17 protein-coding genes and 1 pseudogene are annotated in these 18,436 nt (G+C 39.2%); 1 reads left to right on the top strand and 17 read right to left on the bottom strand.

Annotated elements, in window-relative coordinates; all coding sequences use genetic code 11:
• Nucleotides 1–69: 69 nt before the first annotated feature.
• The 16 genes and pseudogenes from ACQVV1_RS19700 to nuoA form a co-directional block, all read right to left on the bottom strand.
• Nucleotides 70–523, bottom strand: a pseudogene (locus ACQVV1_RS19700) (AMP-binding enzyme); the annotation flags it as partial.
• A gap of 53 nt (nt 524–576) precedes the next feature.
• The gene (gene spoIID, locus ACQVV1_RS19695) at nt 577–1,596 is read right to left on the bottom strand and encodes a stage II sporulation protein D (RefSeq protein ID WP_431169400.1); all 1,020 of its coding nucleotides are present in this window, start codon (nt 1,594–1,596) and stop codon (nt 577–579) included.
• Nucleotides 1,597–1,803: 207 nt separating this feature from the next.
• Nucleotides 1,804–3,108, bottom strand: a complete 1,305-nt coding sequence (gene murA, locus ACQVV1_RS19690) for a UDP-N-acetylglucosamine 1-carboxyvinyltransferase (RefSeq protein ID WP_060632944.1) — start codon at nt 3,106–3,108, stop codon at nt 1,804–1,806.
• A 39-nt stretch (nt 3,109–3,147) separates the two neighbouring features.
• On the bottom strand, nt 3,148–3,852 hold the full coding sequence (locus ACQVV1_RS19685) for a YwmB family TATA-box binding protein (protein ID WP_375296224.1): 705 nt from the start codon (nt 3,850–3,852) through the stop codon (nt 3,148–3,150).
• 51 nt (nt 3,853–3,903) lie between these two features.
• Nucleotides 3,904–4,140: a DUF1146 family protein gene (locus ACQVV1_RS19680; protein ID WP_000940742.1), complete on the bottom strand. Its 237-nt coding sequence runs from the start codon at nt 4,138–4,140 to the stop codon at nt 3,904–3,906.
• A gap of 212 nt (nt 4,141–4,352) precedes the next feature.
• Nucleotides 4,353–5,867: an NADH-quinone oxidoreductase subunit NuoN gene (gene nuoN, locus ACQVV1_RS19675; protein ID WP_431169427.1), complete on the bottom strand. Its 1,515-nt coding sequence runs from the start codon at nt 5,865–5,867 to the stop codon at nt 4,353–4,355.
• A 7-nt stretch (nt 5,868–5,874) separates the two neighbouring features.
• A complete protein-coding gene (locus ACQVV1_RS19670) occupies nt 5,875–7,377 on the bottom strand; it encodes an NADH-quinone oxidoreductase subunit M (RefSeq protein ID WP_242254245.1) in 1,503 nt (500 codons plus the stop codon).
• Nucleotides 7,374–9,236, bottom strand: a complete 1,863-nt coding sequence (gene nuoL, locus ACQVV1_RS19665; protein WP_242254243.1) for an NADH-quinone oxidoreductase subunit L — start codon at nt 9,234–9,236, stop codon at nt 7,374–7,376. Before nuoL ends, ACQVV1_RS19670 begins: the two co-directional genes overlap by 4 nt.
• A 29-nt stretch (nt 9,237–9,265) precedes the next feature.
• Nucleotides 9,266–9,580 (bottom strand): NADH-quinone oxidoreductase subunit NuoK, encoded by a 315-nt coding sequence (nuoK, locus tag ACQVV1_RS19660; protein WP_000100078.1) that lies wholly within the window; start codon nt 9,578–9,580, stop codon nt 9,266–9,268.
• The gene (locus tag ACQVV1_RS19655; protein ID WP_063222506.1) at nt 9,573–10,097 is read right to left on the bottom strand and encodes an NADH-quinone oxidoreductase subunit J; all 525 of its coding nucleotides are present in this window, start codon (nt 10,095–10,097) and stop codon (nt 9,573–9,575) included. The genes nuoK and ACQVV1_RS19655 overlap by 8 nt, the downstream gene beginning before the upstream one ends.
• The gene (gene nuoI, locus ACQVV1_RS19650; protein ID WP_000677191.1) at nt 10,094–10,513 is read right to left on the bottom strand and encodes an NADH-quinone oxidoreductase subunit NuoI; all 420 of its coding nucleotides are present in this window, start codon (nt 10,511–10,513) and stop codon (nt 10,094–10,096) included. Before nuoI ends, ACQVV1_RS19655 begins: the two co-directional genes overlap by 4 nt.
• A gap of 25 nt (nt 10,514–10,538) precedes the next feature.
• Nucleotides 10,539–11,540, bottom strand: coding sequence for an NADH-quinone oxidoreductase subunit NuoH (gene nuoH / locus ACQVV1_RS19645; RefSeq protein WP_000573430.1), 1,002 nt, complete (start codon nt 11,538–11,540; stop codon nt 10,539–10,541).
• Nucleotides 11,540–12,640, bottom strand: a complete 1,101-nt coding sequence (gene nuoD / locus ACQVV1_RS19640; protein ID WP_431169399.1) for an NADH-quinone oxidoreductase subunit NuoD — start codon at nt 12,638–12,640, stop codon at nt 11,540–11,542. The genes nuoH and nuoD overlap by 1 nt, the downstream gene beginning before the upstream one ends.
• Before the next feature lie 4 nt (nt 12,641–12,644).
• Complete coding sequence (locus tag ACQVV1_RS19635) at nt 12,645–13,802, bottom strand: NADH-quinone oxidoreductase subunit C (protein ID WP_431169397.1); 1,158 nt, start codon at nt 13,800–13,802, stop codon at nt 12,645–12,647.
• Nucleotides 13,799–14,317: an NADH-quinone oxidoreductase subunit NuoB gene (gene nuoB / locus ACQVV1_RS19630; protein ID WP_431169396.1), complete on the bottom strand. Its 519-nt coding sequence runs from the start codon at nt 14,315–14,317 to the stop codon at nt 13,799–13,801. Before nuoB ends, ACQVV1_RS19635 begins: the two co-directional genes overlap by 4 nt.
• Nucleotides 14,308–14,676, bottom strand: a complete 369-nt coding sequence (gene nuoA / locus ACQVV1_RS19625) for an NADH-quinone oxidoreductase subunit NuoA (RefSeq protein ID WP_000179273.1) — start codon at nt 14,674–14,676, stop codon at nt 14,308–14,310. Before nuoA ends, nuoB begins: the two co-directional genes overlap by 10 nt.
• 289 nt (nt 14,677–14,965) lie before the next feature.
• On the opposite strand from nuoA, the gene ACQVV1_RS19620 reads away from it, so the two are divergent.
• Nucleotides 14,966–17,695 carry a putative bifunctional diguanylate cyclase/phosphodiesterase gene (locus ACQVV1_RS19620; RefSeq protein ID WP_242254237.1) on the top strand — a complete coding sequence of 910 codons (2,730 nt, stop codon included), beginning with the start codon at nt 14,966–14,968 and terminating at the stop codon, nt 17,693–17,695.
• A 70-nt stretch (nt 17,696–17,765) separates the two neighbouring features.
• Here the strand turns inward: ACQVV1_RS19620 and ACQVV1_RS19615 are convergent, their stop codons facing one another.
• Nucleotides 17,766–18,419, bottom strand: coding sequence for a DUF975 family protein (locus ACQVV1_RS19615; RefSeq protein ID WP_242254234.1), 654 nt, complete (start codon nt 18,417–18,419; stop codon nt 17,766–17,768).
• Nucleotides 18,420–18,436: the final 17 nt, after the last annotated feature.

The following is an 18,436-nucleotide window of genomic DNA, read 5'->3' as shown; positions in this document are numbered from 1 at the left end:
AAAAAGAAGGCTTTCCAAATAACAGGATAGCCTTCTTCTCTAGTTTTGTTCTACCATATAAGTCTTGAGCTAATCACGCAGTGCTCTCTTTAAGAGTTTCCCCACAGATGTTTTCGGAAATTCTGCTTTTAGTAAAGCATACAGCTCTTCTCTTTCTACTGTTTGTCCCTCTTTTAATACAACACAAGCAACGGGACGTTCTTACTATTTTTTCATGCGGCACCGCCACAACAGATGCTTCTAGCACTTTATCATGTGACATTAAAGTATTTTCTAAATCTACGGAAGAAATCCATTCGCCTCCGCTTTTAATTAAATCTTGCGTCCAACCAGCAATTTTAATAAATCCTTCCGAATCAAACGTGACAATGTCTCCTATATGGAGCCAAACGTCTTTCATTGATTCTTCTGTACGTTCATCCTTATAATAGCTTCCAGCGATCCATGGACCCCTTAAACAGAGTTCTCCCATCTCTTTTCCATTCCACTTAATTTCACCGTCTTGTCCGATCATTTTCATTTGTTTTCTACAAATAACAACAAAAGGAGCTAATTAAAATTAGCTCCTTTTGCACACTACTTCTTCACCATCAACTTTCCTTCATAATCGTTCATCGTCTTTATTTCAATACCTTTATAATAATGAGCGACGATATCTGTATATTTCTTACCTTCCGCCGCCATGCCGTTCGCTCCGTATTGGCTCATACCAACGCCATGACCAAAACCTTTCGTCGTAACTATGATTTTATCTCCCTCTTGTTTCCACGTAAAGTCAGAGGAGCGTAAATCTAACTTTTCGCGAACTTCTTTTCCTGTTAATGTTTTCCCTTGAAATGCTACGTCTTTTACTCGCTTTCCTTCCGTAAGATCTTTAATATTTCCAACCTTCCCATCTGCCAGCACCTTCACGCCGAGACGTTTTTGAAAGTCGGCTACGGTAAAGGTTTGCTCACTCGTAAATTTCGGAGAAGCTTGATCCCACGGACTATCTACGCTCTTTAAGTACGGATAATCATTTCCCCAGTAATCAGCCGCATTTTCTGTCCGGCCATTACTCGTTGAGAAGAAGGATGCTGAGATTGGTTTTCCACCATACGTTAAAACTTGTCCTGCGGTTTTCGAAACGGCTTCTTCGATTTTCTTCAAATTATTTTCATAGTTATTACCCCATTGTTTCTTCAATTCTTCTTTACTTTTGTACACTTGATCTTTCACCGTATCTGTCACGTCCGCATTGTTTTTCTTTCCTCCGCTTAGCATACGCTGCACCACAAATGTTCTCGCTGCTAATGCCTGCGCCTTTAGCGCCTCTATTTCAAAACTGGCATTCATCTCAGAAGCTACTACACCGGTCACATACTCCTCCATAGGTAATGTATCTACCTTTTTCTGTTTCTCACGATATACAGAAACTTGAACCGCTGTATCCACTTTCCCTGGAGCTGGTATACTTTCTATCGCTGGAGGAGTTTTAGAAGCTGCTTCTTCCCCTACTTTTGCTTTCGCAAACGGAATAACAAGAGCAGCAGGTACAATGATAACGAGCGCTATTAGAAGCGCTACTGTGATAAAAAGTGGCTTTGAAAATTTCATCTTATTTCCCCCAATATCCAAAAGCTTTACTCCATTCATTCTTATGGAACAACTCTTTCTTTTAGAACATACTTAAGGGGAACCAGCTAAAACGAAAATTTTCTAAATATTTTTACTGGTACGTGCATAAGTATAGAATTTATTGACTATAACAGTAATAACCCAAAAAAATAGTCCCTACGTCAAAAGACATAGAGACTATTTCAATTAAGCGTGAAGATCAGAAACTTCTTGTTCTTTCACTTCTTCTACTTTTTCATTTACACGTTCAATAGTTGCACCTAATGCAGCTAATTTCTTATGGAAATCTACATAACCACGGTCAAGATGCTTTAACTCAGTTACACGAGTGTAACCTTCAGATACTAAACCAGCTAAGATTAATGCAGCAGCAGCACGTAAGTCAGTTGCGCCTACTTCAGCACCTTGTAAGCTGTTTGGACCGTTCATAATAACAGAACGACCTTCGATTTTAATATCAGCATTCATACGACGGAATTCTTCAACGTGCATAAAGCGGTTTTCGAATACCGTTTCTGTAATCATACTTGTTCCATCAGCTTGTAGTAATAATGCCATCATTTGTGATTGCATGTCTGTTGGGAAACCTGGGTGAGGCATAGTTTTAATATCAACCGCTTTTAACTTATCTGGGCCGATAACACGTACACCTTCATTTTCCTCAATAACTTTAACACCCATTTCTTCCATTTTCGCTGTAATTGAGCGTAAATGTTCAGGCACAGCATTTTCAATTAAGATGTCTCCACCAGTAATTGCCGCTGCAACCATGAATGTTCCCGCTTCAATACGGTCAGGAATAATAGAGTGGTTTGCACCATATAATTTATCAACGCCTTCGATACGAATCGTTCCAGTTCCAGCTCCGCGTACTTTTGCTCCCATCGCATTTAAGAAGTTAGCTAAGTCAACGATTTCTGGTTCTTTCGCTGCGTTTTCAAGGATTGTTGTCCCTTTTGCTAATGTAGCTGCAGACATAATGTTTTCTGTCGCGCCCACGCTTGGGAAGTCTAAATAAATTTTAGCTCCTTTTAGTTCTCCCTCAACGTATGCCTCAACAAAACCGTTACCAACCTGTACTTTTGCTCCCATTGCTTCGAAGCCTTTTAAATGTTGGTCAATTGGACGTGAACCAATTGCACATCCACCAGGAAGTGCAATACGAGCACGACCGTTACGTGCTAATAATGGTCCCATTACTTGAACAGATGCACGCATTTTACGTACATATTCAAATGGTGCTTCAATGTTTAGTTCTTTAGAAGCATCGATTGTTACTTGGTTATTTTCAAATACGACTTCAGCATTTAAATGACGTAATACCTCATTAATTGTGTATACATCAGACAAAACTGGTACTTCAGATAGTACATTCTTTCCATCACTCGCTAATAGGGCTGCAGCGATTATAGGTAATACAGCATTTTTTGCGCCCTCAACACGCACTGTGCCGTTTAACCGCTTTCCGCCACGGACGATGATCTTTTCCAAATTATTCCCCTCCGTGTCCTTTTTTCAGTATCTATTCACTCAATACTCAGAAGTTATGATCGGTGTGCCAACCACAATTGTATCTTTGTTGTCTGTAGAACGTATTGCTATTTGCACATTTATTTTCTCTCTATTTGTTGAAAGAGCGTCATCCCACTTTTTATTGTATGCGGAGACTGACACAAATGCTCTTTCTTCTATCTGTTCGATCGCTCTTGCTGAAAGATCTTTCAAAACCTGATTGGTTTTATTTTGCAAAACACCTTCAATCTTATCATTCAGTACACCTTGAACACAAGTGTAAATTATAGGTTTTTTACTAAAAATTTTATTCATGTTCTTAACATACTTCGGGTCCCATTTCGCCCCACTTACTTCAAAAATAATGAAAGTGTTTTCTTTAGTATTTTCCTTACTCCAAGTTACTACTACTCGTTCTTCATAAGACGAAAACTTTTTATAGGATGTAGCTTTATATCCATCTGGAGATTGTTCTAATTCCCATTTTTGAATATTCGCCTTGTCCTTCACATCGTTTAACAATTTTTGAAACGTATGTATATTAGAAATTGTTTTTGTTTCTCGCGCTAACCATGACCATTTCTCTACTTTAGCATCATTTTTCTCTAAAGCTGCAATCATGCTCTCCATTTTCTTTTCATCGCTGATCGGTTTCATCTCTCTATATCCAACCAAAAATAAAACAACACTAAGTGCAACAATAAGAATGGCTTTAATCTTCAATTTCATCCCCTCCTATCCCCATTGTTAACGGAGATATGAGGTTCTATACACTTACTTTACTAAATACGTTAAACTCTTTGAATAGCCTAAATAATCAAGGAAAAAGTTACTTACGGATGTCCCAATTGCAATTGTAATCAGGATGAGTAATACTCGCGTCTGCATCACCTTTCCAGGCTTCATTAGACGCTCAATGTGAATACCTTGTAAGGCCCACCACGTAATGGTAATAAACAATAAATGCGAAACAATGGCAATCAGTGCTTGTTGCCCTAAAAGATGTGCCAAAAAATCGACCCCTTTTTACCTAGCTACTACTTACGAAATACTATAAAAACGATACCATAATAAGTAGGCGCCACACTTTTTCAAATACAAATAAGCATCTTACATTTTCAATTGTAAATTTCTCTTTAAAAACGTATACCTATATGCATTTTCAATTGTAGTTCACACAAAATAAAAAGCGCAGAGTAACGACTCCACACCTTTTATTTTCACTATTGTACCACGTTCCCTAGGAAGAAGAAATCCTTCATTAATGGAAAATATTCATAAAAGAAATTGTATCCAATCATCGGCATAATCCCTAGTATTACAATCGAAATTGCACAAAGGCTCATAACAACCTTTATATTTAGTGGCAAACGAATTTTCTCTTCTACTTCTCCCGTACGGAAAAACATTTGCTGTAAAATACGGAAATAATATACGAATGAAACGACTGTCGTCCCCATCATGATAGAAGCTAGTACGTAATGAGCTGGCTCTACATGAAGTGCACCTAAAAAGATGTTAATTTTCCCGATGAAACCAGCTGTTCCTGGTATCCCTGCCAACGATAAAATAAAAATCGTCATCACGATCGCTGTAAATGGCGATCTTTTATATAATCCGGTGAAAATGGTGATATTTTCTTTGTCGCTTTGTAAGATTAAGCCGTGGATAATTGCAAACGCGCCTATATTCATAAGCATATATGCAAGCATGTAGAACCACATGCTATCCATCGTAAATGGTGATAACGCTACGAGCGGAACGAGTAAATACCCCGCATGCGCGATTCCTGAATAGGCGAATAGACGTTTTACGTTATATTGCTTTAACGCGACTACGTTTCCGATAATCATCGTAATACTAGCTAGCACCGCGATGTATATGCTCATACGTCCGTATAAAGACTGCATGTCTCCTTGCACCAATACACTTGCAAAAACCATGAGAAACAGACGAATAATGAGTAAGAACCCCGCAATTTTAGAAATCGTTCCAAGAAAAGCAGTAACAGGTGTAGCAGCCCCTTCATATACATCAGGCGCCCACATATGAAACGGCACCGTTGCAATTTTGAATGAGAGCCCAACGAGCAATAGTAGAAATGCGAGAGCTAACAATAACTGGATACCACCAGCCAGTTCCCCGGCAAATACTTTTTGCATATCCACGATATTGGTCGACCCCGTAATGCCGTATAAATAACTCATTCCAAAGAGTGTGATTGCCGTTCCGATTCCTCCATTAATGACATATTTCATCGCTGCCTCATTTGATGCACGGTTCTTTTTTCGTATTCCTACTAAAATATACGAAGAAAGTGAAAGCAACTCTAAACCGACGAAAAGTGTAATAAAGTCGACACTAGAAGCCATAAACATAGCCCCAAGAAGCGCCATTAAAAATAAGTAATAATATTCTCCCTTATCCTCAATTGGATTCTTCTGATCATCGCTCATTGCGATACATAAAATGAGGGCTACTCCGCCTAATAACAACGTTTTAAATCCTTTTGAAAACCCATCTAACACAAACGATCCGTTCAAAATATCTCCCGCAGGTTCACCGTATAGCGTAATTAATGACACGATTGCTAATATGACGGCTGCGATTGCACTAAGCGCTACATATCTATGGTTCAGCTTAAAAAACAAATCACATATGGAAAGAAGGATGGCAGCTCCGAGAATAATGAATTCTGGCACCATGAGATGCCACGATAAGCTAAGCAGCGTATTCATATCCATCCTACTTCACCCCCAATGTTTTCAATGTATTTTGCAGCGGATCCCCTAGTATTTCTGGCATTACTCCAATTGCAATAATGCAGAAGATAAGTAACAAGATAGGGACATACTCCCATCCGTGTATATCAGCTTTCGCTTCCCACTCTTTCTTACCGAATGTTACTTGAAGTGTTGCTCTTAATACGTATACAGCGGTTAAAATGATGCCAAGTACTCCGGCCGCAGCAATGACTGGCTCTCCTTGGAATAAACCGAGAAAGGCAAGAAACTCGCTAACAAATCCAGACATCCCCGGCAATCCAAGCGATGCCATTCCTCCCGCTAAGAAGAATCCGCTAAGTACCGGAACACTTTTTGCGAGTCCGCCAAGCGCTGTAATATCCGACGTTCCAAAACGCTCTTCAATAATGCCAAGCAAGAAGAAAAGTAAGGCTGCAATTAAACCGTGCGACACAACTTGGAATAGTGCCCCTTGTGTACCTGGTGCATTTAATGCCGCAAGGCCCATTAATACAATACCCATATGCGAAATACTAGAGTAAGCAAGCACCTTCCGAAAGTCCGTTTGGATGAGCGCTAAGAAGGCCCCGTACAATAAATTAATGACACCTAAAATCGCAATTAGCGTTGCAAACTCACGAAAGTATTCCGGGAACAACCCCTTTCCAAAGCGAATCATACCGTATGCTCCAATCTTCAGTAAAACGCCCGCATGAAGCATAACTACAGCCGGATGCGCTTCAATATGCACATTAACCATCCAGCGATGTAATGGAAAAACAGGGAGTTTAATTGCAAAAGCAATCATTATAGCAATGAATATACCAAGCTGTAAGCTGCTCTGGATGATTTGTCCTCCTCCCGCATTTACTCCTGCTAATATCTCTTTCAGTTCTGCAATATTTGTCGTGCCTGTTTTCGCAAATAAAACCGAGAAAACGATGAGCAAAATAGCGGAGCCAATGCCGTTATATATTAAATAACTATAAGCAGCCTTTTCACTCGACAATTTCCCCCACTTCCCAATTAATAAAAACATTGGCGGCAATGTAATTTCAAAGAAGATAAAGAACAACATTAAATTTTGAGCGGCAAAGACGCCGAGCATCCCTATTTCTAACATAAGTAACAGCATATAAAAGGCTTTCAAGTTCCTTTTAATAGTAAATGCTGCAATTGCTGCAAGCATCGCTAGAAGGGCCGTTAGCACCATCATAACGAGCGATAAACCATCAATTCCAAGCTCGTAATAAATGGAAAACCATCTTTTATCTACCGCGGCAACATCCCCAAATTTAATCCATTTCACTTTTTCATCAAATAGCGACAAACTCTTTCCAGAAGCATATGTACAAGCGAGGACGATAGCGATTCCAAATGGAAGCGCCGTTCCAAATAAACCAAGCGCTCGCACTGTACGCGACTCTTTTTTCGGTGTTAATACAAGTAAGAGAATTCCTAAAAGCGGGGAAAAAATGAAGAACGTTAATAACAAATCATTCATCGTAAATCCCCTCCTGTATAGAGCAAAATAATAACGAGCACTGCAAGCGAAACAGCTGTTACAGTCCCGTACACTTGTACATTTCCGTTTTGAAGTCTAGACCCGATTCCGCTTATCCCTTTAACTAGACTCCCTATTAAAACGGCAATTCCTTCAACTACATAAACTTCAAATAAGCGAAGTACATGAGAGATTCCTTTCGTAATAGGAATCACCGTTATATTGTATAGTTCATCCACATAATATTTTTCTTTCAAAAGGTTATAAAGGGGTGTTCCCTCATCCCTAGCCCAATCTCTAGAAATAGATTTCTTGCCATATATGAAATATGCAAGAGCAATCCCAGCCAAGGAAACAAGCGTCGCAACAATCATAATCCAAACTGGTCCGTGTGCCTCTTCCACTTTAAATGCTACATCTTTCGTAAGCCAATCCCCGAGAAACGTTCCAAACCACGGTGTATTTATATAACCGGCTACGACTGCAAGGACGCCAAGGACAATCATCGGATATGTCATAATGCGGGGCGATTCCTGCACATCTTCCTTCGTCTTCGCTTCCCCAGTAAAGACGAGGAAATATAGCCGGAACATGTAGAACGCTGTTAAAAATGCTGCAATTACTGCTAATATGAATAAAATGTAATTTCCGTTCATCCAAGCCGCCGCTAAAATTTCATCTTTACTAAAGAAACCGGAAAGGAGTGGTACACCACTAATTGCAAGGGTACCGATTAAAAATAGTGCACTCGTTACTTTCATTTTCTTCTGTAAACCGCCCATTTTATTAATGTTTTGCGTATGCATGGCGTGAATGACACTTCCTGCTGCCAAAAATAGTAGCGCTTTAAAGAAGGCGTGTGTCGTTAAGTGGAAAACACCAGCTACATAACCGGCAGACCCTAGCGCAAGCATCATATACCCAAGCTGACTAACTGTAGAATAAGCAAGCACTCTCTTTATATCCGTTTGTACAAGACCGATAGAAGCCGCAAAGATTGCGGTAAAGGCTCCCACGATTGCCACCGTCTGCATCGCCACCGTACTTGCTGAAAATAGCGGAAACATCGTCGCCACTAAATATACGCCAGCTGCGACCATCGTCGCCGCATGGATAAGTGCCGAAACAGGCGTCGGCCCTTCCATTGCATCCGGTAACCACGTATGCAATGGGAACTGACCTGATTTCCCCATCGCCCCGATAAAAATTAATATCGCCGTTATTGTAATCATAGTAGGGGTAAGATCCCCCGTTTGAATCGCTCTAAAAATTGCTTCATATTCAAAACTACCTGCATGCCAGAAAATTAAGATCATCCCAATAAATAAACCAACATCTCCAATACGGGTCATAATAAAAGCCTTTTTCGCAGCAGCCCTCGCTTCTTCTTTAAAGAAATAAAAACCGATGAGTAAAAATGAACCGAGGCCCACTAACTCCCAAAATATATAAAGCTGTAATAAATTCGGGGATATAACGAGCCCGAGCATCGCAAATGTAAAGAGACCTAAATAGGCATAAAAGGTTGGTAGTCTTTCCTCACCTTTCATATAACCTTTCGAATACACATGTACAAGTAAACTCACAAGTGTGACGATAAACAACATTAAAGCCCCTAATGCAGTCACTTCAAAACCGAATGATATATCAATATCTCCAGCTCTAAGCCATCCCCACTTATGCTTCACTCCTACTTTAGAAAACCGTTCTATTAATACGAGTACCGCAAATATAAAGGAGAGAAAGACGAAAAAAATACTAAGTACACTGCTTCCTTCTCTAATTTTCTTCCCGAATATAATTAATAACAAAAACGAAACAAGCGGGAAAAGCGGTATGAGCCATGCATAATCGATCATTGTTTCCTTCCCCCTTTTCGGTCACAATGCTATCCTTTGAGCGTATCCATTTCATCTACATGAACCGTCGTGCGATTACGATACAAAGCAATCAAAATGGCGAGCCCTACCGCCGCCTCCGCTGCTGCTACAGCCATCGTAAACAGAGAGAAAATTTGCCCTGTTAAATTTGGGAACAAACCTAATTTACTAAACGCGACTAAATTTAAATTGGCCGCGTTAAGCATTAATTCAATACAAACTAATACAATCACTGTGTTTCGCTTCGTTAAAGCGCCAAACAAACCAATGCAAAACAAAATAATCGCAAGCGTTAAATACGCAGAAGCTGGGACGCTACTCATTGGAATCCTCCTCTTTCTCATCCTTCTTCGCAAGTATAATCGCGCCAACAAGTGCCACAAGTAAAATAACTGAAGTTAATTCAAATGGAATAATATATTTTGAATAGAGAAGTGTACCGATTTGAAGTGTGTTTTTTTCATGGAGAGGTAAACTTCCTTGTGTGCTTTCATTTGCAAAATCAATATTGTTAACAGCAAAATACATAACTGCCCCAAATGCTACAACCGCAAAGAAGATAATCCATTTTCGAAGAGTAAGACGCGACTCATTTTCCGCATTATGTTTCGTTAACATAATGCCAAAAATCATAATAATTGTGATCGCACCAGAGTAAAGTAAAATTTGTGCAACGCCGATAAATTCGGCCGATAAAAGAAAGTACAAACCTGCAATGCTAAGGAATGTCAGAACGAGAGCTAGCATCATATGCATGACTTTCGTTAAGTTCAACATAAGAACGCCGCCGATAATTGCAGACAAGGATAGGATAAAGAATGCTACAAACTCGCCATTCATGCTTTATTCTCCTTCCTGACGTTTTCATCGTTTTCGTCAAGCCACTGCAAATTTTTAAATAAATCATCACGTGAATATTCTGCGAGTTCAAAGTTATTTGTCATGACAATTGCCTCTGTCGGACAAACTTCTGTACATAAATCACAAAGAATACAAATTTCAAAATTAATATCGTACGTGTCGATAATTTTTCCTTTTTTCGTAGGATCCGGATGTTTCTTTCCCGTTAATTGAATACAGTCTGTCGGACAAATATTGGAGCACTGATTACAAACAATACACTTTTCTGGATAAAACTTTTGAATCCCTCGAAAACGGTCTGGCAGCGGCAACGGTTGATTCGGATAATCATAAGTCACCTTCTTCTTGCTCAAATTGCTTAGTGTATATTTTAATCCTTTAAATAGACCTTTCATCTCTTACTGGCACCCCCCTCATAGATTAGAAGAATAACTCCTTAATCAATGCCGTTAAGAAAATATTTGCAAGTGCAATTGGCAATAATACTTTCCAACCAAACTCCATTAACTGGTCACCTCTTATACGCGGAAACGTAACGCGGAACCAAATTAATAGAAAGACTACACTGCTAAACTTTAAAGCAAACCATACGGCTCCTGGGATAAATCCAAGGAACATAACTGGATTCCATCCACCTAAAAAGAGAACTGTAATTAAAGATGCCATCCCGAAGAAATATACGTACTCTGAAAGCATGAAAAACGCCCAGCGAAACCCTGAGTATTCCGTATGATATCCGGAAACAAGCTCCGACTCAGCTTCTGGTAAATCAAACGGCGTCCTATTTAACTCTGCTACCGCCGCGATTAAGAACACGACGAAACCAATTGGTTGCACGAAAATGTACCAAACATTCTCCTGCGCCGCTACGATTTCATTTAAATTTAAGCTACCAGCTAATAAAACGATGCCAATTACACTCATTACGAGCGGAATTTCATAAGAAATCATTTGCGCCGCCGCACGCATCCCTCCTAAAAGGGAATATTTATTATTGGATGCCCATCCTCCGGTTACGACGCCAATCGTCGTTATGCCAGAAACAGCAATGTAATACAGTAAGCCTACGCCAATATCTGCGAACTGAAATTTATCAGTAAACGGAATGACTGCAAGCACCATAAATGCTGGCGCGAATGCAATTACAGGCGCTAATATAAACAACGGTTTATCTGCCGCCTTCGGAATACTATCTTCTTTTAGTAGTAGTTTCAAAACATCAGCTACCGTTTGCAGCAGACCGAACCGGCCTCCAACTTGGTTTGGCCCAATCCGCCCTTGCATAAAACCCATCACTTTCCGTTCTGCCAAAATACCATATGTAACGAAACCAAGGACTGCAAATAATAGGAGCACCGCTAATCCGAAAAAAATGAAGAAATTCGTCCAGCTTGAAGGTGATTGTAAGAGTGTTTCAATCATCAGCCATCAACCTCCCCAAGTACAATATCAACTCCACCTAAAATCGTAATTAAATTGGCGATGTTTTCACCCTTTAATAACTTCGGTAAAATTTGCAAATTGTAAAAAGACGGCCTGCGAAACTTCAAACGGTACGGCTCTTTCTTTCCGTCACTAGCAATATAGCAACCAATCTCTCCGCGCGGCGATTCTATACGGACGAACGCTTCTCCTTTAGGCGCCTTAATAATTTTCGGCACTTTCGCCAGCACAGCTCCTTCTTTTGGGAACTGCTGGACTGCTTGCTCAACAATCTTTAAAGACTCCTCAATTTCCTGCATTCGACAAACGTAGCGATCCCAAGCATCCCCCACGCTCCCAACAGGAATATCAAAATCGAAGCGATTATAAATGGAGTATGGTTCACCCTTGCGAAGATCCCAGTTCACTCCGGTACATCGCAAATTCGCTCCGCTTAAAGAATACGAAATCGCTTCTTCCGCGCTATATGTACCAACGCCTTTCACACGATTTAAGAAAATCTCATTACCGCTAATAAGATCATGATAACCTGCCAATTGCTCTCTCATATACGGAACAAACTCTTCCACTTTTTCAATCCAACCGTCCGGCGCATCCCATTTCACACCGCCGACTCTCATATAGTTAAAAGTAAGCCGTGCACCGCATAATTCGTTTAATAAATTAATAATCATCTCTCGCTCACGAAACGCGTACAAAAACGGGCTGACCGCTCCTATATCAAGAAGATTTGTCCCCCACCAAACGAGGTGGCTCGCAATCCTTCCAAGCTCCATCGCAAGCACTCGCAAGTATTCAGCCCGCTCCGGGATTTCAAGCCCCATCATCGTCTCTACAGCATGGCAAATGACGTAATTATTCGTCATGGCCGATAAATAGTCCATTCGATCTGTATAAGGGATAATTTGCGTATACTGTAAGCTCTCTGCAATCTTTTCGGTCCCGCGATGCAAATATCCAATAACCGGTGTAGCTTCTTTAATAATTTCCCCATCAATCTTAATAACAAGCCTGAACACACCATGCGTACTCGGATGCTGAGGACCTACATTCAAAAGCATTTCTTCCGTACGGATCATTTAGCTACACCTCCACATCATACGGTTCATAATCTTTCCTAAGCGGGTGCCCTATCCAATCATCAGGCATTAAAATACGTGATAAATTCGGATGCCCCTTAAATACAATACCAAGCAAATCATACGTTTCCCGCTCTGGCCAATCCGCTCCTTTCCAAAGCGCCGTCACCGATTCTACTTGCGGTGCTTCCCTATCCAGCTTTACTTTCACCGCTACTGACTGTTTCTTTCCATATGAAAATAAATGAACATACACTTCCATATGTGTCACAAAATCCGTCGCATGTAGCTCTGACATGTAATCAAAAGCAAGTCCCTCATGGAATCGCAATGATTCCATCACTTCATAATACTTCGCGGAATCCACCACAAGAGTTGGCACATCCTTTGAAAGCTTATTAATGTAGGAATCTACTAATGCATCCTCTCCTATTTTCCCTTCAATAACTTCAACATACTGATTTAAATACGGTTGATTCACAGATGGCTCTTCCGACTTCGGCTCCTCTTCCTTCTTACCTTCAGCACCCTTTGTCTTTGCCCTTGCAGCCGCAGCCGCTTTTGCCTTCGCTGCTGCAATTGCCTTCGCCTTTTCATCTCCCGAATCCCCATCACCTTGCGAGGCTTTCTGCTTTGCTAACGCCGCTGCTTTTGCTTTTGCGGCTGCTACTGCCTTCGCCTTCGCTTTGGCCTTTTCTTCTTCCGTCACCTCCTCTGTTCCTTCTCTTTTTTGCTTCGCTAACGCTGCCGCTTTTGCCTTTGCTGCGGCTGCTGCCTTCGCCTTCGCTTTTGCCTTTTCTTCTTCCGTTACCTCCTCTGTTCCTTCTCTTTTTTGCTTCGCTAGCGCTGCCGCTTTTGCTTTTGCGGCGGCTGCTGCCTTCGCTTTGGCCTTTTCTTCTTCCGTCACCTCTTCTGTTCCTTCTCTTTTTTGCTTCGCTAGCACTGCTGCTTTTGCTTTTGCGGCGGCTGCTGCACGTCGTTTTGCTTCTTCTACAGTCATATCGTTATTTTTTGGTAGCGCTTTCTCTTTTTCGCGGTTTTCTTCCTCAAGTTTACTTATTTCCGCATCATGTTTCGCAACAAGACGTTTTCTCGCTTCTTCCTTCGCCCGTCTAGCCGCTTCTTTTTTTAAATCCTCTAAATCTTTATCTGGATTGCTCATTTATTCGTCACCTGCTTCCCTGTCTTTGCCTCGTAACGAATTTTTTCCTTCAATTTATTAATCCCATAAATTAAAGCAGCAGGATTTGGTGGGCAACCAGGGATATACACGTCAACAGGTACAATTTGATCTACACCTTTCACAACAGCGTACGAATTTACATATGGACCACCTGCAGTCGCACAAGATCCCATTGCAATAACCCATTTTGGTTCAGGCATTTGATCATATAAGCGCCGAACAATAGGAGCCATCTTCTTCGTTACCGTTCCCGATACAATCATAACGTCCGATTGCCTTGGTGAAGTCCGAAAAAATGACCCAAATCGGTCTAAATCATAATGTGATGAACCTACTCCCATCATTTCAATGGCACAGCATGCCAGTCCAAATGTCATCGGCCATAAAGAATTGCTCCGTGCCCATCCTTTCAACTCTTCCAATGTAGAAAAAAAGATATTTCGTTCTAATTCCGCTCGCTCATTTGGATGTAATTCCTCAAAATTTATAACCATTGTAACACCTTCTTTTTCCAAGCATACGCTAATCCAACTAGCAACATTACAACAAAGATGAGCATTTCAATCAGTGCAAATAAACCGAGCTTGTCATATGCAACAGCCCATGGATATAAAAATAAAGTTTCTACATCAAAGATGACAAACAATAAAGCAAAAATATAATAACGAGCATGAAACCGAATATTTGCATCATGAAAAGGCTCAATCCCACTCTCATACGTCGTCGCTTTCGCTGCACTTGGTTTGTTTGGACGCAGCATTCTTCCTAATGTAAGAGCCACTACCGGCAGCAATATGCCTAATAGCAAGAAAATCAAAACGATCATATAACTATTTTCATATACACTTGCCATTGTGAAACCCTCCCCCCTGAATTAAGAACAAGTTCACTTAGTAAACAATATGTCCTAGTTGCAGTAATTATTATTTTTAAATTTTTCTAAATAATGCAACTATTTCATTCATTATAGCAAACTTCAAATTCCTATGTCGATATGTTGAGGACAGAAACGAGAATTATTAAAATCTGTTTTTATAACTCGCTATACCTGTGTAAAATAAGTATAGAAATTATATATGTATTTCAAGAAACTACAGAAAATAAAAAGAGGACTTTATATGTATATACCGTGGGTGAGATAAATGAAAAAACAAACACATGTAAGTATTCTTATAAGCATTATATTATTATCTATATCGATTCATTACGTGGCAATGCCTTTTCTATATGAATACTCATTTCCTTTTCAAATATTGATTGGAATGAGTACCCTATTCATTGATATTATCGCTTGTAGTTATATACTTTATTTTTCAAACATGAAAGAAGGGTTACCTCGTTTATTTTGGACTATTTTATCTGTTGGAACCCTCTCTTATTTCATTGGTGATCTTGTTGTTGCCTATCAACGTTTAATTTTAAAGGACTACTATACATTCGTTGATCTGTCCGACTTTTTTTACCTACTTTTTTTAATTAGCTTTGCGTTGGCTTTTCTATATGAGATCATTTATAACCGAGATTTATTAGAAAAGCTTTTTATGATATGCGATATTTGTATTATTGTTACAGCACAATTCACTTTAAGTTACTACTTACTTATTGAACGCACCATTCACGTTTCTTCAACATCCTATATCGACATATTTGTTCAACTTACCTATCCAATGGCCGATTTGCTCTTTTTTCTCATAGGAATCAATCTGTTATTCAAGCCATTATCCTTATTATCCAAAAGAGTTGGCGCGCTTCTTGGCAGTGCTTTACTTTTATATGCTACTACAGATGCGATTTATGCTTATATTAAATACTTAACACCCGAGTATTCCATGTTTACAGTTACTCCTCTCTATCAAGTAACTTTAGTATTAGTAGCTATCGCCTGTATTCTGCATACAAAAGAACCTGAAAGACAAGAGCAAGTACTATTAACACCTAAACTTGGTGAATCGATCAGATTGTCCTTACCTTATATTTCTGTCGTAATGCTTATTGTTTTTATATTAGTTGAATACGTTTTTGCACCTATTGTAGTAATCGGACTTATGATAACTTTCTCCTTCGTTCTCATACGCCACAGTTTAGTTCGAAAACAAAATAAAATATTATTGCTAGCCCAAATGCAATTCAACTCAGAACTCGAAAAACAAATTGAACTACGTACAGAAGATTTAGTAGAACAAAAAAATGAACTATACCATAACCAACAAATGTTTAAATCTTTATATGAGCACCATCCAGATCCAATCTTCACCTTAGATTTGTACGGTAATTTTCTCAAAGTGAATAACGCGGGTACTACTTTACTCGGTTATCAAACGAATGAATTATTAAATCAACCTTACTATTCACTTATGTATGAAGAAGATTTGGAAGAAATCATTAATGCCTTTCATCGCGTAAAAAAGGGAAAATCTATTTCTTTAGAAATACGGGCATATCATAAAAATAGAGATATTTACTACTTGCACGTTACAGCTGTTCCTATCTTTTTAAAGAATCATATTTCTGGGGTTTATTTAATGATTAAAGATATTACGGAAAGCAAACAACAACAAGAACAAATTAATTTCCTAGCATATCATGATACTTTAACAGAGCTTGCAAATCGCCGTGCATTTCATCAATATGTAGAACAGGCAATTGCTCGATCCGAAATATCAAAAAGGCCTTTTGCTGTTATGTTTCTCGACCTAGACCGCTTTAAGGTTATTAATGATACCCTCGGTCATAGGGTAGGAGACCTTCTATTAATTGCAGTAGCAAAAAGACTCGAAAGAATATCGACACCAAATATGAAGCTTGCCCGGCTAGCTGGGGATGAATTCACAATCCTTATCGAGAATTATAAAAAAAGGCCGGATGTAAAAAAAATAGCTGATACGATTGTAGCAGCTATGAACGAACCATTCGAAATTGAAAATCAACATTTACAAATCTCACCGAGCATCGGGATTGCAATATATCCTGAAGCAGGTGAAGATCCATTGTCAATCTTGCAGCATGCTGATATGGCCATGTACGAAGCAAAAAATAAAGGAAAAAATGGTAGCTCTCTGTACACGAAAGAATTGTATAAAAAAATGGAACGAAAAGCTCGAATTGAAAAAGATTTACCACTCGCTTTAGTAAACGAAGAGTTTTATCTGGTCTATCAACCACAAATTGATATTACGACGAAAAAGATTATTGGTGCTGAAGCATTAATACGCTGGAAACACCCACTCCTAGGTGACATTCCGCCATGTGAGTTCATCCCAATTGTAGAAGAGACTCCACAAGTCATTCCACTCGGTCATTGGGTATTAAAAGAATCTTGTCGCCAGTTAAAAATATGGCATACTTTCGGCTACACAGATTTAAAAATAAGTGTAAACTTATCCGCAAAAGAGTTCCAGCAAGAGAATTTAATCGATAACATTTCACAAATAATAACAGACATTAAAGTCAATCCAAAGCATGTAATACTTGAGTTAACAGAACGAATTGCAATGATTGATGAGAAAGAAACATTATCAAGACTAAAACAATTAAAGGAATATGGTATTCAAACGTCCATTGATGACTTCGGTACCGGCTATTCTTCTCTCGCTTATTTATCAATTTTCCCTATTGATACGTTAAAAGTACCGAGAGAATTTACACAACTAGCCGATCATCGGCCTGAGGAAAGAGCCATCGTTTCCACTATCCTTTCCCTTGCAAATACTTTAAACCTTTCTGTCGTTGCTGAAGGAATTGAAACAGAAAAACAACTTAAGTTTCTACAAAAGAACAACTGTAAATATATGCAAGGTTACTATTTCAGCAAACCACTTACTAGCCATCAATTTATAAAATTTCTACAAAAAACACCCAGTATGAACCAATAGCTCATACTGGGTGTTTTTATCATGCTATTTGCTGACAGTAAAACGAGTCATCAACGTGAGATGCCCCACTTTATAGTGTCGGAGTTGTTTTCTCGTAATATTCCTCTGCAATTTCTTCATAAAAAGCTGCTGACGTCGTATAAAAATATGGAATTAGCCATAGGAATCCAATCCCTAATGTAATACAACTCAATATAAACCAACCAATAAAGCTTAAACATAAAATGAAATACTCCATCTTATGTCCATCCATCATACGACGGCTTTCTGTAATAGCTTGGTTTATAGAATACTCAGGATGATCATTTATAATAAAGTACGTCATCGCATAAGAAAATGATTTAATAATGCCCGGAATAATAAATAGTAAAAACCATAAGAAAATATAAATGTTTACTACTATATATAATAAAAATGACTTTATAAACTTACTTCCTTCTGTAAACCATCTGAATATATGCCCAATACGCGCTTCCTTTTCACGAATGATATGCAGTGCTAAACAATAACCACCTAGCGTTAATGGACCTACCACCAATATTGTAATAATGTCTACTGAAAGTGAGCCATTTACTTCTTTCCAATCCCAAACCTGAGAGAAAACGAAATCAATACTAAAACTAAAAGCTGAAATAAGAATCGAAATAAGTAATGTTGCCCCGACAGCTAATCCCCATTTCCCTTCTAATGAATCTAGTGCTTCTCCTTTTAAATCACTAATCATAATTTTCCTCCTATACG

The sequence above is a fragment of the Bacillus basilensis genome (genome assembly GCF_050630465.1).
Taxonomy (GTDB): domain Bacteria; phylum Bacillota; class Bacilli; order Bacillales; family Bacillaceae_G; genus Bacillus_A; species Bacillus_A basilensis.
The sequence above is the reverse complement of the archived record's forward strand: the minus strand, read 5'-3'. Positions and strand labels throughout refer to the sequence as shown.

Excerpts from the sequence above, each read along its gene's own strand:
- spoIID (WP_431169400.1), bottom strand. The coding sequence starts at position 1,596 with ATGAAATTTTCAAAGCCACTTTTTATCACAGTAGCGCTTCTAATAGCG.
- nuoN (WP_431169427.1), bottom strand. The coding sequence starts at position 5,867 with ATGAATACGCTGCTTAGCTTATCGTGGCATCTCATGGTGCCAGAATTC.
- ACQVV1_RS19670 (WP_242254245.1), bottom strand. The coding sequence starts at position 7,377 with ATGAATGATTTGTTATTAACGTTCTTCATTTTTTCCCCGCTTTTAGGA.
- nuoL (WP_242254243.1), bottom strand. The coding sequence starts at position 9,236 with ATGATCGATTATGCATGGCTCATACCGCTTTTCCCGCTTGTTTCGTTT.
- nuoK (WP_000100078.1), bottom strand. The coding sequence starts at position 9,580 with ATGAGTAGCGTCCCAGCTTCTGCGTATTTAACGCTTGCGATTATTTTG.
- ACQVV1_RS19655 (WP_063222506.1), bottom strand. The coding sequence starts at position 10,097 with ATGAATGGCGAGTTTGTAGCATTCTTTATCCTATCCTTGTCTGCAATT.
- nuoI (WP_000677191.1), bottom strand. The coding sequence starts at position 10,513 with ATGAAAGGTCTATTTAAAGGATTAAAATATACACTAAGCAATTTGAGC.
- nuoH (WP_000573430.1), bottom strand. The coding sequence starts at position 11,540 with ATGATTGAAACACTCTTACAATCACCTTCAAGCTGGACGAATTTCTTC.
- nuoD (WP_431169399.1), bottom strand. The coding sequence starts at position 12,640 with ATGATCCGTACGGAAGAAATGCTTTTGAATGTAGGTCCTCAGCATCCG.
- ACQVV1_RS19635 (WP_431169397.1), bottom strand. The coding sequence starts at position 13,802 with ATGAGCAATCCAGATAAAGATTTAGAGGATTTAAAAAAAGAAGCGGCT.
- nuoB (WP_431169396.1), bottom strand. The coding sequence starts at position 14,317 with ATGGTTATAAATTTTGAGGAATTACATCCAAATGAGCGAGCGGAATTA.
- nuoA (WP_000179273.1), bottom strand. The coding sequence starts at position 14,676 with ATGGCAAGTGTATATGAAAATAGTTATATGATCGTTTTGATTTTCTTG.
- ACQVV1_RS19620 (WP_242254237.1), top strand. The coding sequence starts at position 14,966 with ATGAAAAAACAAACACATGTAAGTATTCTTATAAGCATTATATTATTA.
- ACQVV1_RS19615 (WP_242254234.1), bottom strand. The coding sequence starts at position 18,419 with ATGATTAGTGATTTAAAAGGAGAAGCACTAGATTCATTAGAAGGGAAA.